Below are 15,930 nucleotides of genomic sequence, written 5' to 3'. Positions count from 1 at the left end.
TAATTGACGTAAAAACCTCAAAAACGCTATAATCAGGATTTGTTAAAATAGAACATAAGCAGCTTAACGCGCTGTCACTCATGCCAACAATACAGCAGCTAATACGTAGTGAACGCGAACTAGCGCGTCAGAAAACCAAGTCCCCTGCTCTGAAACAATGCCCTCAACGTCGAGGAGTATGTACCAGAGTATACACGACTACACCTAAAAAACCAAACTCTGCTCTCCGCAAAGTAGCAAGGGTCAGATTAACCTCTGGATTTGAAGTCACAGCTTACATTCCAGGTATTGGCCATAACTTGCAAGAACACTCAGTTGTGATGATTCGTGGTGGTCGGGTAAAAGACTTACCAGGCGTTAGATACCACATTATTCGTGGCACCTTAGATACTGCCGGAGTTAAAGACCGGAAGCAAGGACGTTCCAAATATGGAACTAAACGCCCAAAAGAAGCTAAAAAGTAGAAATTAGACGATTAATCACATCAATAACGGTTAATCGTCCGATTTTGAACCCGGTAAAACACAGAAACCAGCAGTGTATTCCTGTTTAAAAAATTAAGCTGTAACTTGCAAGCTTGCGAGCAAGTGTAAGAGTTTAAAAGCAAAATACTGTAAGCAATAGCAACACTTTAATGTAAAAATTAAAGTTGATCGTGTTGTCGCCTAGTGCTTCTGGTAAAGGGTTAACGGGTCAATTAGTTGAGCTTTATTGCAACTAAAGCCAAAATTCCAGAAAATTCAAGCGGATACTTAGACCGCTTTTAGATTTCTGTGTTCTGATAACATATAATTTCGTTGCCAAATTCCGAATTCAAGGATGAAGTATGTCTCGTCGTGGTGTTAGTCAAAGGCGCTCAGTTCCGCCTGACTCAGTGTATAATAGTCGGCTCGTCAGTATGATGATGCGGCGGATCATGCGTCATGGCAAAAAATCCCTGGCTGCCAGGATTGTTTATGATGCTTTAAAAACAATAGAAGAACGCACTGGTAATGCTGCTTTAGAAACATTTGAAAGAGCAGTGCGTAACGCAACACCTTTAGTAGAAGTAAAAGCTCGGCGAGTAGGTGGAGCAACTTACCAAGTACCAATGGAAGTACGTTCTGATCGAGGAACTACCTTAGCATTACGTTGGTTAGTACAATTTTCTAGATCTAGACCAGGTCGAACCATGGCTAATAGACTAGCAAATGAGTTAATGGATGCTGCTAACGAAACAGGAAACGCTATTCGCAAGCGGGAAGAAACGCACCGGATGGCTGAAGCAAATAAAGCATTTGCACATTACCGTTATTAAGTGGAGCAACGATATATCGGCTGATAAACAGCGGTATATCGTCAACTTTCTGTCTAAAGACGGTTTTCCGTAAAAGTATAGAATCTTAACAAAGAGTAATATACAAGATATCATGGGGCAAAAATTATAGGAGGTAACTGTGGTACGCACAAACCCGCTGGAGAAAGTACGCAATATCGGTATTGCGGCGCATATAGATGCGGGCAAAACGACGACAACAGAGAGAATATTGTTTTACTCTGGGATAATTCATAAAATTGGTGAAGTTCACGAAGGAACTGCTGTCACAGACTGGATGGAGCAGGAGCGGGAGCGGGGAATTACCATTACTGCCGCTGCCATTAGTACCAGCTGGAAAGATCATCAAATTAACATTATTGACACTCCAGGTCACGTTGACTTCACAATTGAAGTTGAGCGTTCCATGCGCGTGTTAGATGGTGTAATCGCCGTCTTTTGTTCCGTGGGTGGTGTCCAACCACAATCTGAGACAGTATGGCGGCAAGCTGACCGCTATAAAGTGCCTCGGATCGCTTTTATTAACAAAATGGATCGCACAGGTGCGAACTTCTATAGAGTTCATGAGCAAATGCGCGATCGCTTACGGGCAAACGCGATCGCCATTCAATTGCCAATTGGTAGTGAAAATGACTTTCTAGGGATTATTGACTTGGTGCGGATGTGTGCCTATATCTACAACAACGACCAAGGCACTGATATCCAGGAAGCAGAAATCCCGGCAGAATTGCTAGAACAAGCAACGGAATACCGCATCAAGCTAGTTGAAGCAGTATCGGAAACCGATGATGCTTTGATGAATAAGTACTTCGAGGGGGAAGAACTTACAGAAGCAGAAATTCGTTTAGCCCTACGTAAAGGAACAACTGCGGGAACTATTGTGCCAGTACTTTGCGGTTCAGCCTTCAAAAACAAAGGCGTGCAGTTGATGTTGGATGCAGTCGTAGATTACCTACCAGCACCAACTGAAGTGCCACCAATTCAAGGCTTATTACCCAATGGTGAGACTGTCGAACGTCATGCTGATGACAACGAACCACTAGCTGCTCTGGCATTCAAGATTATGGCTGACCCTTATGGTCGCCTGACCTTCGTTCGTGTTTATTCTGGTGTATTGAAAAAGGGTAGCTACGTTCTCAATGCCAGCAAAGACAAGAAAGAACGCATTTCTCGCTTGGTGCTGATGAAGGCAGATGATCGACAAGACGTAGATGAACTGCGAGCAGGTGATTTAGGCGCAGCTTTGGGATTAAAAGATACCTTGACAGGTGATACCCTTTGTGATGAAGGTTCACCAGTAATTCTGGAATCCCTATTTATTCCTGAGCCGGTGATCTCGGTAGCGGTTGAACCCAAAACTAAGAATGACATGGATAAACTGTCAAAGGCTCTACAATCTTTGTCAGAAGAAGATCCTACCTTCCGTGTCCGTGTTGATCCCGAAACCAACCAAACCGTAATTGCGGGAATGGGAGAATTGCACCTAGAAATTCTTGTAGACCGGATGTTACGCGAATTTAAAGTAGAAGCCAACGTGGGTGCGCCCCAGGTAGCTTACCGGGAAACGATTCGTAAAGCCGTAACCAGAATCGAAGGTAAATTTATCCGCCAAAGCGGTGGTAAGGGTCAATACGGTCACGTTGTCATCAATTTAGAGCCAGGAGAACCAGGCACAGGTTTTGAATTCGTCTCCAAGATTGTCGGTGGGACTGTACCCAAAGAGTACGTTAACCCAGCTGAACAGGGCATGAAAGAATGTTGTGAATCTGGTGTTGTCGCTGGATATCCCCTCATTGATGTCAAAGCTACCTTGATAGACGGTTCTTACCACGATGTAGACTCTTCAGAAATGGCTTTCAAAATCGCTGGTTCCATGGCGATGAAAGAAGCAGTATCGAAAGCTTCTCCCGTACTGTTAGAGCCTATGATGAAAGTTGAGGTAGAAGTTCCTGAAGACTTTATCGGGAACGTTATTGGCGACCTCATCGCCCGTCGGGGGCAGATTGAAGGACAAAGCACTGAACAAGGACTCGCTAAAGTAACATCTAAAGTTCCATTAGCGACTATGTTTGGTTACGCCACAGATATCCGGTCTAAGACCCAAGGCCGGGGTATCTTCACGATGGAATTCAGTCACTACGAAGAGGTACCTCGGAGCGTGGCTGAAACTATCATTGCCAAAAGCAAAGGGAACGCTTAATTAAAAAAGGAAACGAGTATTCATGGCACGCGAAAAGTTTGAAAGAAAAAAACCTCACGTTAATATCGGTACTGTTGGACACGTTGACCACGGCAAAACTACTTTAACAGCAGCCATTACCATGACCTTGGCAGCTATGGGTCAGGCTACAGCTAAGGGTTACGACCAAATTGATAATGCACCAGAAGAAAAAGCACGTGGTATTACCATTAATACGGCTCACGTGGAATATGAAACTACTAACCGCCACTATGCTCACGTAGACTGTCCCGGCCACGCTGACTATGTGAAAAACATGATCACAGGTGCGGCACAAATGGATGGCGGTATTCTGGTAGTTGCGGCTACAGATGGTCCTATGCCCCAAACCCGTGAACATATCCTGTTAGCAAAACAGGTAGGTGTTCCCAGCTTGGTTGTCTTCCTGAATAAAGAAGATTTGATGGATGACCCAGAACTACTGGAATTAGTAGAACTGGAACTGCGGGAACTACTTTCTAGCTATGATTTCCCCGGTGATGACATTCCCATTATCAAAGGTTCTGGTCTACAAGCTTTGGAAGCAATGACTAAGAATCCTAAAATCCAAAAAGGAGAAAATCCCTGGGTAGATAAAATCTACGAATTGATGGATGCCGTAGATTCATACATCCCCACTCCTGAACGGGATATAGACAAACCATTCCTGATGGCTGTAGAAGATGTGTTCACCATCACAGGTCGTGGGACTGTGGCTACTGGCCGGATTGAACGCGGTAAAGTTAAGGTTGGCGATACAGTTGAGCTAATTGGGCTTAGAGATACCCGGAGTACAGCTGTAACCGGGATTGAAATGTTTAAGAAGAGTCTTGAGGAAGGTCTGGCTGGAGACAATGCCGGTGTACTACTGCGCGGTATGAAAAAAGAAGATATTGAACGCGGTATGGTAATTGCTAAACCAGGTTCAATTACTCCTCACACTCAGTTTGAAGGTGAAGTTTACGTTTTAACTGATAAAGAAGGTGGTCGGAAAACACCCTTCTTCGCCGGTTATCGTCCTCAGTTCTATGTGCGGACAACCGATGTAACAGGCACAATCAAAAGCTACACAGCTGATGATGGTAGCGCCGTAGAAATGGTCATGCCAGGCGATCGCATTAAGATGACAGTGGAACTAATTAACGCTATTGCGATTGAGCAAGGTATGCGTTTCGCTATTCGTGAAGGTGGTCGCACTATTGGTGCTGGTGTCGTTTCTAAAATTCTGAAATAGCACTCACCTTTTTGCTCTAAATCATCAGGGAGCAGGGATGGTTAAAATTCATCTCTGCTCCTTTTGCTTCCCTGAACCAATGTTGGATTTTCAATTTTGAATTCACTATTGTGTCTAAAATCTAAACATCTAAAATCTAAAATCTAAAATTCACAGAACCTGGAAAACTGAAGATGGCAACTTTACAGCAGCAGAAAATTAGAATTCGCTTACAGGCTTTTGACCGACGTTTATTGGATACATCTTGCGAGAAGATTGTAGACACAGCTAACCGGACTAACGCTACAGCTATCGGACCGATTCCTTTACCCACAAAACGGAAGATATATTGCGTGCTGCGTTCACCTCACGTAGATAAAGATTCCCGCGAACATTTTGAAACCCGCACCCATCGTCGCATTATTGATATTTACCAGCCTTCTTCTAAAACTATTGATGCGCTGATGAAGTTGGATTTACCATCTGGTGTAGATATCGAAGTCAAACTTTAATTAGTCATTGATCAGTGGTTAGTTGCAAATAACAAGAAACAAATGATTAGTAGAGACGTTCCGATGGAAGGTCTCTACAACGCATATTTGGTATTAAAATTCACTCAGCCCTGAGAAAATTTATCTCAGGGCTTTTTATTAGCGATAAAACAAATGATAAAATAAATATAAACAAAGTCCTATAAACAAACTAAGGGAAAAGTAGGGAACAATATATTTTAGGAATAAAATTTATACTCAGCTAACAATGACATCTTCTTCTAAAATTGCCGTCCGTGAACTACCTCTGTTCCCTTTGCCCGAAGTAGTTCTGTTTCCCACCAGACCATTACCACTACATATATTTGAATTTCGCTACCGAATCATGATGAACACGATTTTGGAGGGCGATCGCCGATTTGGAGTTTTAATGGTCGATCCTATCAAAGGTACAATAGCCAATGTCGGCTGCTGTGCAGAAATTATTCATTACCAGCGATTACCTGATGACCGCATGGAAATGTTGACTTTGGGACAGCAAAGATTTCGGGTGTTAGAGTATGTCCGGGAAAAGCCCTATCGTGTGGGTTTAGTAGAATGGATTGAAGACCAGCCTCCATCTGAGGATTTGCGACCTTTAGCTACTGAAGTGGAACAGTTATTGCGAGATGTTGTCCGTCTTTCAGCTAAGTTAACCGAAAAAGAGATTGAACTACCAGAAGATTTACCCGATTTACCCACTGAGCTATCTCACTGGGTGGCAAGTAACCTTTACGGTGTAGCTCCCGAACAGCAAGCATTGTTAGAATTACAAGATACATATGCTCGTTTACAAAGAGAAGCAGAAATTTTAACTTCTACTCGCAATCATCTGGCGGCACGTTCGGTTCTTAAAGACACTTTTAACAATATGGGCTAATATTAACCACTCTTCTGTTTGGCTGGTAATTGCTAATTGGCAAAAATCAATTAATTAGCAGCCAAGCCATATTTTAAGTGATTTGCTGAACATGATACAGCAGGAGTCAGGAGTCAGGAGTCAGGAGTCAGGAGTCAGGAGTAAAACTCTCTTTCTGTCTAGGTTTCAAGTTAGATTCTGTACCTCATTGATCTGCAATCTGCTGTATTAGCTGCCAACTGTTAAAACACTATAGCTGCCAAAGATTTTTAAAACTTCAGTGTAAGTGTTTAACTCCATTAAAGCTAAATCCATTACAGATGAGCTTACTGCTGCTTCTATATCCAGAAAAAATAGGTATTCTCCCAGAGAACGCTTAGTGGGACGAGATTCAATCCGACTGAGATTAATTCCTAAATGGGCAAATACGTCCAGAGCTTTAACAAGAGCGCCTGGTACATTAGCAGGGACGCTAAAAGCTAAAGATGTATGAGTGGGGTTGAACAACTCTTCCCCCTCAATCTCTTGAGCTACTACCCAAAAGCGTGTACAGTTTTCGGGATAGTCGTTAATCCCACTAGCGAGGATAGGTAAATTATAAAGTTGGGCGGCTCTGCTAGAAGATATTGCGGCTGTTGTCAGTGCTTGCGGAAGTCGCTCTAGTGCCTCAGTGGTAGAACTGCTAGGAATTAAATTGGCATTGGGCAGAAATTTAGCCAGCCATCCTTGGCATTGTGCTAACGCTTGGGGATGAGAATATACTGTTTCAATCTTTTCTAAGTTATTGGCACAGGAAATTAAAACATGATTGATGGGTAGAACCAAACCTAGTTTGATTTGTAAACTGTCCAATTGCCAAAGGCTGTCCATTGTCATGCTAACACTACCCTCAATGGAATTTTCCACAGGCACAACCGCTATCTGCGCTTGTTGTGTAATTACAGCTTGCAATGATTTGCTAATGGTAGGGTACGCAGATAAGGTAGCTTCTATCTCTTGATTATTTTTTAGCCAATTGAGGTAAAAAGAAGCTGCTTGTTCGGAATAAGTTCCAGGTGGTCCTAAATGTGCGATTGCTAAACTCATATAATTTTAGATTGGATATCTCAGCTTGCAAGAGGTATATTGAACTCAAACATCAAGTATCAAATGGAGTTGATTTCTGACTTCTGCTGTATGTTACTCATTTACTGGCAATTTTGATAGATATAAATAGAGTTATTGATTTTATGCAAAACAATTTAGGTTGTTAAAAAATATTACAATTAGAACATCTTGCTTTAATTTACTCATGGCTACCAAGTTTACTGCCTCTCAATCGGTCGAAATTGCTGTCCCCAAGCAGCCCATTCCCATTCAGCATTACTTGCGTCAGCCTCAGCGTCTGGTGAGAACTTTGGCTGACAACAGTAGGATTCAGCAGTTGTCTGAGGAAGTGTTTCGCTTAAAAATGCGTCCACTTGCTTTTATGTCATTGAGTATTCAGCCTACTGTAGATATAAGAGTTTGGTCAGATTCCCAAGGAACGATTTATTTACGTTCAGTTGGTTGTGAAATTCTGGGTTTTGAGTATATTAACCAACGTTTTGCGCTCAATTTAAAAGGATATTTGTCACCACACCACATCAATAGTGAAACTCGGCTGCAAGGAAAAGCCGATCTAGAAGTGCTTGTAGATATTCCTCAACCATTTTCCCTAACCCCAAAGTCGATTTTGGAAACTACTGGTAATGGATTGCTGAAAAGCGTACTATTGACAATTAAGCAAAGATTGTTACATCACCTCCTATCTGATTATCGCACTTGGGTAATATCTCAAATGCAAATAAATCAGATTGCTGATGATAATACTGAACTAGCAATTCTCAACTTTGAGTAAATTTTGAGGTAATGGGTAATTGGATGATTCACTATATTGGCAAGGACGAAAAGATAGACGATGTAGGGGTGATGGACCATATTTTTGTAGAGCCAGCAAATGTCGCTGACTTCCATAACCCTTATTACGCTCTAGTTCATAAAGCGGATACTTAGATGCCAAGCGTAGCACCAGATCATCACGCCACACCTTAGCCATGATACTAGCAGATGCAATGTTGAGCGATCGCTCGTCGCCCTTGATCATTGTTTCTTGTGGTATCAGTAAATCCTTCATCATCTGATTGCCATCAACTAAACAAAGCGCAGGCTGTACCTTTAGCTTCAGTACAGCCCGCTTCATTGCTAACAGTGTTGCTTGCAAAATATTTAACTTATCAATTTCCGCAGTGGAGGCATAACCAATTTTCCAATCTAAAGCCAGCCCAGCAATTTGCTGTGCCAACTGAGTTCTGCGAGAACTAGACAACTTTTTACTGTCTTTAATTTTCGCAGATGTGAGTTTTGGTAAAGCCTCTGTGGGTAATATCACTGCGGCCGCAACTACTGGACCAAATAATGCACCCCGTCCCACTTCATCCACACCTGCAACCAACCCATGAATATCTGAGTTGGTGGAAAACTCCCACCAACTTGATTCTTTCAAGGGTGCAATGGACGATATAGATGCATTTGTCGGCTCTGTCTCTACCATAACTGTCGTTAACTGTCCTCCAATGCTGAAGAACGACGACGACGGCGACGATTTGGAGTGGAAGTGCTATTTATTTCTTCATCATCAGTAAAGGACTCAAATCCATTGCTGCTGGAATCTTCCAAAGGAGGCTCAATGATTGATTTTGGGAAGGAAGGTTCTTCCATCTCTACCTTTGGTATCGGCATTTTCACTTTGGCAAATTCAGACCTAGTTTCGGCAATTGCTGATACTGGTGTCGCTTCAATAGTAGTATCTGGTGTTTCTCCAGGTTGAACAATGTTAAAAATCACAGATTTGGGATTTTTCGCTTCTGACTCTAACTTCACACCAGGAGAAATTCCCATTAAAGCAAACATATCTTGTTCCTGGAGTGTCATTTCTACAGAAACAATCTGTGGTGGTTCTACTACTGGTTTAACTGGATCTATTTTTACTTTGGTGCGCTCTGGTCTTTCAGTCCAACCCGATTTACCAAGTGTAGGCGTTCGCGAAGAGTCTCTTTCCCGGAGAGTATCGGAGAGAAGAGAGGGCATTTCTGGTGTGGGTGTTAGTTCGTTATCACCATCCAAATCTAAATCCGCATCGTTACCAAACCCCAAGGAATTACCTAACCTAACTTCATCTTTGCCGTTAGCACCATTGATACCGATGCGACTGCGACGGGTACGGGTACGACGTTTGTTATCACCCATTTCTTGATAACTGGGATGGTTGATCAGATTGATGGGACTGATCTCGGCATCACTGTCAAATCCTTCCCCAAAACCATCATAAGTTTCTCTATTTTCTCTAGGTTCTCTTATTTCTGGGATACGTGCAGATGGTGTTCTTGTTTCCCTTGGCAGCATCGGTGTTAACCGGTCTGGTATATCTGCTGCGGGGATAGGCATTCGGTTTTCTATTTCCCCAGGTAAGCGCACAGTATGCCCTAAACCGCCACAGGTGGGACAAGTTTCCCCAAACAATTCATAAATATTTTGACCTTGGCGTTTGCGGGTAAGTTCAACTAAACCTAACTCGGTCAGTTGGGCAATTTGCGGACGAGCTTTATCAGCTTTTAGAGCTTTGTTAAAGTGTTCTAAAACTTGTAATTGGTCTCGTCGTGATTCCATATCAATGAAATCAACTACGATGACACCAGCAATATTGCGTAGTCTTAACTGACGGGCAATTTCTGTAGCTGCTTCGCAGTTTGTCCACAAAACTGTTTCTCTGGCTGTAGCTGATCGTGTGAAAGAACCGGAGTTAACGTCAATTACTGTTAGTGCTTCTGTTGGCTCGATAATAATGTAACCACCAGAAGGTAGGTCTACTCTGGGACGAAGAGCTTCACGAATGGCGGCATTAATGCGGAAGTATTCTAAAATGGGGGAGCGATCGCGATGGTGGTCAATTAATACACCTTGTGGTGTCTGACCTCCACTCCAGTTCTGTAGATATTGCTTGACTCGTCGTAAACCCGTACTGGAATCAACTACAATCCGGTTCACATCTGCACCGTACATATCCCGCAAAACCCGCTGGATAAAGTCATCATCCCGGTTGAGCAAAGCTGGAGCGCGGGTAGATTGTGCTTCTTGCTGGATAACTTCCCATTGTCTTTGCAGCACTTCCAAGTCTTCAATAATTGCCTCTTCTGGCTTGCCTTCGGCTTCGGTTCGTACCAGTACACCCATCCCAGCTGGTTTAATTAAAATTGCTAGAGCGCGGAGGCGGTTGCGCTCACTTTCACTTTTAATTCGCCGGGATAGATTTACACCTCTACCATAGGGCATCAGCACTACGTAACGTCCAGGTAAGGTAATGTTACCTGTGAGCCTGGGACCTTTTGTTCCCGTTGGCTCTTTCATCACCTGCACCAATACTTTTTGCTGTGGTGTTAACAGTTCGGTAATGGCTGCGGAACTACGTTTGAGTTTCAGTGGTCCCAAGTCAGTGACATGAATAAAACCGTTACGTTCTGGATCACCGATATTGACAAAGGCTGCATCTATACCAGGTAATACATTTTCTACTACGCCTAAGTAGATATCACCAATTTGATGATGACCAGTGGCAACAACGAGTTCTTGTATTTGATCTTCGGAAAATACAGCAGCAATTTGATGCTGCTCTGCGATAATAATTTGTTTTGGCATTCAAGTTCCTCAAAAATTGGCAGCACCAATGGGGATGAGAAGGAGCTTATTTTATAGCTCTAGCCCCTACTGGCAGCCCTACAAGGCGCTACTGGTAGTAAAAATTTCTTTCTCTGACATAGCTTCACGAAATTGGAAGCTGTTAACAAGACTGTAATTGCGTTTACACGCCTGATTATTCCAGAACGGTTGCATATGTTTTCAGTAATTAAATCAACCGTCTATGGTTGATTTCTGAGCCAGTACGTTTACCTTCTGGGGTATCAGTATTGGTGCAGGTGTTGTAAAAAGCATAAAGTTAGAGATCAGACGCAAAGCTATTGTTAGTAACTGATTCATAAGGTAGCTATAGAGAGAGTGTACTTTAATCTGCCTTACATTTGTCTGGAATACAATCCTAGAATTTCCACTCTTATATCTTTGCTTGTTCTCCCTGATGATCAGGGTTATGAACCAGGTCATTCAATGCAACGCCAGAAAATTTCTCTTCAATCTATTCTAGCGCAACCTTGCTAAAAATCAATTCATTCAAATAACGGCTACCCTTCGACTTAAGCTCAGGGTGGTCTGGTCAGTACGGCTTGCTTGATTACTCTTGCAAGCCCAGTCCCTTTAGGGCTGGGTTACTGACAAGAATATGCTCGTTTGGGGTAACTACTAGCAAGTTACTGGAAAAAACCTTTGCGGAATTATATTCCTAAAACTAGACGGTTGCGGTGAATATGCAGGAGGTGAAATTCTGCACAAGCCACTATTTCCAGTATAGATAATATTTGCTCAGGACGCAAGATCACACCGTCATGACGACAGCTACCCAGATAACGCAAGATAGCTGTTGACTCAGATGGAGAGTTGTCGGCTTGTACTAACTCGATTTCAAATAAGCGATCGCGCAGATTTATAATCTGTTGCTTGCCTGATTTGGTGGTATGCTCTGACAAAATCTCATCTTTAGCTTTAATAGCCACAATCCATTCTTGCCATTGTTTTGCTTCTACGTTACCCGTCGTGGATACAGTGAGCAAATACTCGGCTGCTTCCAGAGATTGATTAGCTGCGGGTGCTTTCAAATCTATCTCTTCCACTTGGTAGATGGGTATATCTAAAGGCAGTTGACTAACTAGTTGAGTGCGGAAAGTTTCCACATCCATTGATTGAGTCAATTCCATATCCACAATTTCACCACTGCTGGTGCTTCCCAAGGATAACGCACTGGCTAGAGCAATACGGGGATGGGGATGAAACCCACCAGTAAAGGCCACTGGTAAACTTGCGCGTCGCATCACTCTGTCGAATAAGCGCATTAAATCCAAGTGACTGATCAAAGCCATATCACCTTGTTTACCAAACCAAACCCTTAAGCGTTGTGCTTTGGTGGTATTGGGAACAAAATCACCGGCAAATTCAGGGATTGCAGGTGGTTCAATGACGATATTATGACCGAAATCAGTGCCACAGACACCACAATGGGAACAACCTTCAAAAGAACAATCGGGAACAATTGCGGCTTCTAGAGCGCGGTTTAAGTCCTCTTGCAGCCACTTTTTATCAATCCCGGTATCAATATGATCCCACGGTAGAGGAAGGTCTAGGCGGGAATCTAGGTGTGGTTGGGGTGAATTTTCTCTCCCCATCTCCCCATCTCCCCATCTCCCCATCTCCATCACGTTCCAGTCCCCAGTCACCACTTGACGGTATTTCCAATCTAGACCAGCTTCTGATATTGCTCTTCCCCAAGCGTTGAAAGCAGTTTCTACACTATCATACCAAGAATCCATCCCTGCACCCAATTCCCAAGCACGTTTTAAAACTTTACCTAAAGAGCGATCGCCCCTACCTATAAAGTCTTCCATCGCTGAAAGGCGAATATCCGTAAAATTCACCTTTACATTGCGAATACGTCGAAATTCTTGCCGCAGTAAATCTTGCTTGCGCTTAAACTCAGAGGTAGAAACCGAATGCCATTGAAAAGGTGTATGTGGTTTGGGCGTAAAATTGGAAATGGTCAAATTAAAGCTAATTGGTTTCCTGTCTCTACCCCGACATTCTTGCTGTAACCATCTGACAGTTTCCACTATCCCCAAAACATCCGCATCTGTTTCCCCTGGTAAACCAATCATAAAATACAGCTTGATTTTATCCCAACCTTTTTCCCAAGCTGTTTTTATTCCCCGTAATAGTTCTTCATTGGTTAAACCTTTATTGACAATATCCCGCATCCGTTGGGTACCCGCTTCAGGGGCAAAAGTCAAGCTCCCTTGTCGCGTACCTCCCAGAATATTAGCAATATTTTCATCAAACCTATCTACTCTTTGACTGGGTAATGTGAGGGAAATATTTTCATTTTTTAAGCGGTTTTTGATTTCCATCCCCACTGCTGGTAGAGATAAATAATCAGAACAACTCAGAGATAACAGGGAAAATTCATTGTAACCTGTTGCTCTCATCCCCGCTTCCATCGCTTCTACTACTTTTTCTGGTTCTACATCTCGTGCGGGACGAGTTAACATCCCTGGTTGACAAAAACGACAACCACGGGTACAACCACGACGAATTTCTATTGTCAGGCGATCATGGACTGTTTCCACATAGGGAACTAAGCCAATAGAATAAGCGGGAATGGGTGTAGCAACTCGTCTGAGAATCCGTTCTGGTACATCTTGTCGCAGAGGATGTACTGCACCATTTTCTCCCATTTCATAAAACTGAGGTACATAAACACCAGGAATTTGTGCCAAGTCTAGTAACAATTCTTCCCGACTCAAACCGGCTGCTTTCCCTTCTGCTAAAACTAAACCAATTTCCGGTAATAGTTCTTCACCATCTCCCAAGGCAATAAAATCAAAAAAATCTGCGTAGGGTTCGGGGTTAGATGTGGCAGTTTGTCCACCAGCGAAAATTAGCGGATATGGGGACTGGCAAGATGGGGAGATGGGAAGATGGGGAGATGGGGAGGAATATATATCTTTCTCCTGCCTCCTGCCTTCTGACTCCTGTACGGGCGAAGCATTCGGGCGGTAAATTATCAATTTTTGCCCAAGGTTGTTTTCCGAATGCTTCGCCCCTACGACTCCTGACTTCTGCCTCTCTTTCCATGTTAGGGGAATTCCTGCTAAATCCAACATTTCCAGGATGTTGGTTGCCCCTAATTCATAACTGAGGCTAAAACCTAAAATATCAAATTCTGCCAAAGAGCGTTTCGACTCTACTGCAAACAAGGGTGTTTGGGTAGCACGAAGTTTTGCGCCTAAGTCTGAACCTGGTAGATAAGCGCGATCGCATAACTGATTTGGTAGGGCATTCAAAATATTATAGAGAATGATATGCCCCAAATTAGATGCACCCACTTCATATACTTCTGGGTAGGTTAACACCCAACGTACAGTTGCCGTATCCCAAGGTTTATGTACTGCTAAACGTTCATTACCCAGGTAACGGGCAGGTTTTAAAATATCCGATGTTATTAATTGCTCAACTAAAACAGCCACTTTGCTATCTTCTGGCTAACTTAAATTACAACTTATCTCCTTCAACGTAGCATTGATTCGGTCTTGACTCCTGAATTCTTTATTGATCAACTATTTTTTTCTCGACGGATTATACAGGAACGGTCTTTACTGAATCTTTATTACTTTGTTACTTTTGTTTAAAGATTGTCATCATCACACTGTAAACTGTATTTATATATACATTTTTTTTAGTTGAGTTAAAAAACAATCTATAGACAAGCAAAATTCAGATTAATCTTCTGTGGTGATGATCCTCTACCTGGTTATAGGTCTAAATCCAAGGATTTAAGCTAAAATCACCGCTGATAATCTCCTTCATGAAGGGTAAAAATTGAGGTAAAGACGGAACTATGTATCTAAAATTTTATAGTGATCTAGATCACTATAACTCGGATATCTAGATCACTTTTTATACCGATGATAATCTGGATAATGAGTAACAATTAAAGTTGGTTTATTCTTTATGAGCACACAATACGCCATTCGTCAACTAGTAGAGAAAGCGTTGCACATAAAAAAATTAACGCCAGAAATAGAAAATGAGATCAACTCAGAACTGACTCAGCTAGGTTACATATCTGACGTTGACTACGAGGCTCTAGAATTATTAATGGCAGAGATGGACGCTGGTCGCGTTCAGTTAGTCCCACGCTGGGGTTAATCGTTCCCAATACATTCACAATTCTTTACTATCTTTTGGCTTGCCAAAGTTGGTGAATAAATTGATTGAGTTGCTGTTGGGCAACCTTATCTGTGTCAGCCTTTGGTTCTTTTGGTAAAAGTTGACTCAATAGACTAATCACTTCTGTATCTAAAGCAGGCCGAAATAAATTTATAGGCCATAACAAGTCGGACGCATCTCGCAAATCATTTATCAGGGGTAGTTCATGGGTGAAGTTAGCCAGTAGTAAAGGGCGCACCCAGCACAAATCACGAGAAGTCACAACTTGAATGACTTCAGCATAAAGATTTCTGTTGCCATAATCCAAAGACACAATTTGTCCTGGTTGAAAGTTGGGGCTAATATCCATAGCAGCAGAGGAGACAAGAATTTTGTGGTAGTTTTCCTAATTTTAGAAGTAACACTGGTGTACTATTATGATTGCACTAAACATTTTCTAGTCTTTAATCCCCAGGAATAGCCAAGCAGCAAAATTTTTTCTGCATGGCATAGCAACGGAAATGTTATAAAATTGAGTAAATAACTGTTAAGCAAACGCTAGACAGAAACTCTATTGTAGTCAGTCAACGATAAAAGAGCAAAGAGCAGTGTCAGTCGAAACTATTGAAAAGCCTTCCACAACCCGCAAGCTCGCGCCTCGGTATCGCGTTTTGCTGCATAATGATGACTATAATTCTATGGAGTATGTGGTTCAGGTGCTAATGACTACTGTACCGAGCATTACCCAGCCTCAAGCAGTTAGCATTATGATGGAAGCACACAGTAATGGATTAGCTTTAGTCATTGCCTGCGCTTTGGAACCTGCTGAATTTTATTGCGAAACTTTAAAAAGTCATGGTTTGAGCAGCACTATTGAACCTGATGAATAGTCATATCAGGGAACAGGGAACA

Annotated in this window: 14 protein-coding genes; 9 read left to right on the top strand and 5 right to left on the bottom strand. The window is 42.5% G+C overall.

What is annotated here, in order from left to right; translation table 11 throughout:
• The first annotated feature begins 80 nt into the window (after positions 1-80).
• The 6 genes from rpsL to VB694_RS10650 all read left to right on the top strand — a co-directional run bounded on the left by rpsL (position 81) and on the right by VB694_RS10650 (position 6,156).
• Positions 81-464: a 30S ribosomal protein S12 gene (gene rpsL / locus VB694_RS10675; RefSeq protein ID WP_096570169.1), complete on the top strand. Its 384-nt coding sequence runs from the start codon at positions 81-83 to the stop codon at positions 462-464.
• A 362-nt stretch (positions 465-826) separates the two neighbouring features.
• Complete coding sequence (gene rpsG / locus VB694_RS10670) at positions 827-1,297, top strand: 30S ribosomal protein S7 (RefSeq protein ID WP_323360297.1); 471 nt, start codon at positions 827-829, stop codon at positions 1,295-1,297.
• A gap of 139 nt (positions 1,298-1,436) precedes the next feature.
• Complete coding sequence (gene fusA / locus VB694_RS10665; protein WP_323360296.1) at positions 1,437-3,515, top strand: elongation factor G; 2,079 nt, start codon at positions 1,437-1,439, stop codon at positions 3,513-3,515.
• A gap of 22 nt (positions 3,516-3,537) precedes the next feature.
• A complete protein-coding gene (gene tuf, locus VB694_RS10660) occupies positions 3,538-4,767 on the top strand; it encodes an elongation factor Tu (protein ID WP_323360295.1) in 1,230 nt (409 codons plus the stop codon).
• 173 nt (positions 4,768-4,940) lie between these two features.
• Positions 4,941-5,258, top strand: a complete 318-nt coding sequence (rpsJ, locus tag VB694_RS10655; protein ID WP_010998474.1) for a 30S ribosomal protein S10 — start codon at positions 4,941-4,943, stop codon at positions 5,256-5,258.
• Between the two features lie 247 nt (positions 5,259-5,505).
• The gene (locus VB694_RS10650) at positions 5,506-6,156 is read left to right on the top strand and encodes an LON peptidase substrate-binding domain-containing protein (RefSeq protein ID WP_323360294.1); all 651 of its coding nucleotides are present in this window, start codon (positions 5,506-5,508) and stop codon (positions 6,154-6,156) included.
• Positions 6,157-6,363: 207 nt separating this feature from the next.
• Here the strand turns inward: VB694_RS10650 and pheA are convergent, their stop codons facing one another.
• The gene (gene pheA / locus VB694_RS10645; RefSeq protein WP_323360293.1) at positions 6,364-7,221 is read right to left on the bottom strand and encodes a prephenate dehydratase; all 858 of its coding nucleotides are present in this window, start codon (positions 7,219-7,221) and stop codon (positions 6,364-6,366) included.
• Positions 7,222-7,426: 205 nt separating this feature from the next.
• Between pheA and VB694_RS10640 the strand changes: the two genes are divergently transcribed.
• Positions 7,427-8,014 carry a DUF1997 domain-containing protein gene (locus VB694_RS10640; protein ID WP_323360292.1) on the top strand — a complete coding sequence of 196 codons (588 nt, stop codon included), beginning with the start codon at positions 7,427-7,429 and terminating at the stop codon, positions 8,012-8,014.
• Here the strand turns inward: VB694_RS10640 and VB694_RS10635 are convergent.
• From VB694_RS10635 to VB694_RS10625, 3 genes are all read right to left on the bottom strand, one after another.
• Entirely contained in the window at positions 7,991-8,707 is a 717-nt protein-coding gene (locus VB694_RS10635; protein ID WP_323360291.1) for a ribonuclease HII, read from the bottom strand. The two genes, VB694_RS10640 and VB694_RS10635, sit on opposite strands and share 24 nt — an antisense overlap.
• Positions 8,708-8,715: 8 nt before the next feature.
• Complete coding sequence (locus tag VB694_RS10630) at positions 8,716-10,848, bottom strand: Rne/Rng family ribonuclease (protein WP_323360290.1); 2,133 nt, start codon at positions 10,846-10,848, stop codon at positions 8,716-8,718.
• A gap of 689 nt (positions 10,849-11,537) precedes the next feature.
• On the bottom strand, positions 11,538-14,336 hold the full coding sequence (locus VB694_RS10625; protein ID WP_323360289.1) for a TIGR03936 family radical SAM-associated protein: 2,799 nt from the start codon (positions 14,334-14,336) through the stop codon (positions 11,538-11,540).
• Between the two features lie 484 nt (positions 14,337-14,820).
• On the opposite strand from VB694_RS10625, the gene VB694_RS10620 reads away from it, so the two are divergent.
• A complete protein-coding gene (locus tag VB694_RS10620; RefSeq protein ID WP_323360288.1) occupies positions 14,821-15,018 on the top strand; it encodes a hypothetical protein in 198 nt (65 codons plus the stop codon).
• A gap of 28 nt (positions 15,019-15,046) precedes the next feature.
• Here VB694_RS10620 and VB694_RS10615 read toward each other — a convergent pair whose 3' ends face one another.
• Positions 15,047-15,388, bottom strand: a complete 342-nt coding sequence (locus tag VB694_RS10615) for a hypothetical protein (protein ID WP_323360287.1) — start codon at positions 15,386-15,388, stop codon at positions 15,047-15,049.
• A 238-nt stretch (positions 15,389-15,626) separates the two neighbouring features.
• On the opposite strand from VB694_RS10615, the gene clpS reads away from it, so the two are divergent.
• A complete protein-coding gene (gene clpS, locus VB694_RS10610) occupies positions 15,627-15,908 on the top strand; it encodes an ATP-dependent Clp protease adapter ClpS (protein ID WP_323360286.1) in 282 nt (93 codons plus the stop codon).
• The last annotated feature ends 22 nt before the right edge of the window (positions 15,909-15,930 follow it).

Source organism: Anabaena sp. UHCC 0451, assembly GCF_034931405.1.
Taxonomy (GTDB): Bacteria; Cyanobacteriota; Cyanobacteriia; order Cyanobacteriales; family Nostocaceae; genus RDYJ01.
Note: the sequence above shows the minus strand (reverse complement) of the source record. Positions and strands in the feature narration are given on the sequence as shown.

Bases quoted from the DNA above. Each gene is read 5' to 3' on its own strand.
- rpsL (WP_096570169.1), top strand. From the start codon at position 81: ATGCCAACAATACAGCAGCTAATACGTAGTGAACGCGAACTAGCGCGT.
- rpsG (WP_323360297.1), top strand. From the start codon at position 827: ATGTCTCGTCGTGGTGTTAGTCAAAGGCGCTCAGTTCCGCCTGACTCA.
- tuf (WP_323360295.1), top strand. From the start codon at position 3,538: ATGGCACGCGAAAAGTTTGAAAGAAAAAAACCTCACGTTAATATCGGT.
- rpsJ (WP_010998474.1), top strand. From the start codon at position 4,941: ATGGCAACTTTACAGCAGCAGAAAATTAGAATTCGCTTACAGGCTTTT.
- VB694_RS10650 (WP_323360294.1), top strand. From the start codon at position 5,506: ATGACATCTTCTTCTAAAATTGCCGTCCGTGAACTACCTCTGTTCCCT.
- pheA (WP_323360293.1), bottom strand. From the start codon at position 7,221: ATGAGTTTAGCAATCGCACATTTAGGACCACCTGGAACTTATTCCGAA.
- VB694_RS10640 (WP_323360292.1), top strand. From the start codon at position 7,427: ATGGCTACCAAGTTTACTGCCTCTCAATCGGTCGAAATTGCTGTCCCC.
- VB694_RS10635 (WP_323360291.1), bottom strand. From the start codon at position 8,707: ATGGTAGAGACAGAGCCGACAAATGCATCTATATCGTCCATTGCACCC.
- VB694_RS10630 (WP_323360290.1), bottom strand. From the start codon at position 10,848: ATGCCAAAACAAATTATTATCGCAGAGCAGCATCAAATTGCTGCTGTA.
- VB694_RS10620 (WP_323360288.1), top strand. From the start codon at position 14,821: ATGAGCACACAATACGCCATTCGTCAACTAGTAGAGAAAGCGTTGCAC.
- VB694_RS10615 (WP_323360287.1), bottom strand. From the start codon at position 15,388: ATGGATATTAGCCCCAACTTTCAACCAGGACAAATTGTGTCTTTGGAT.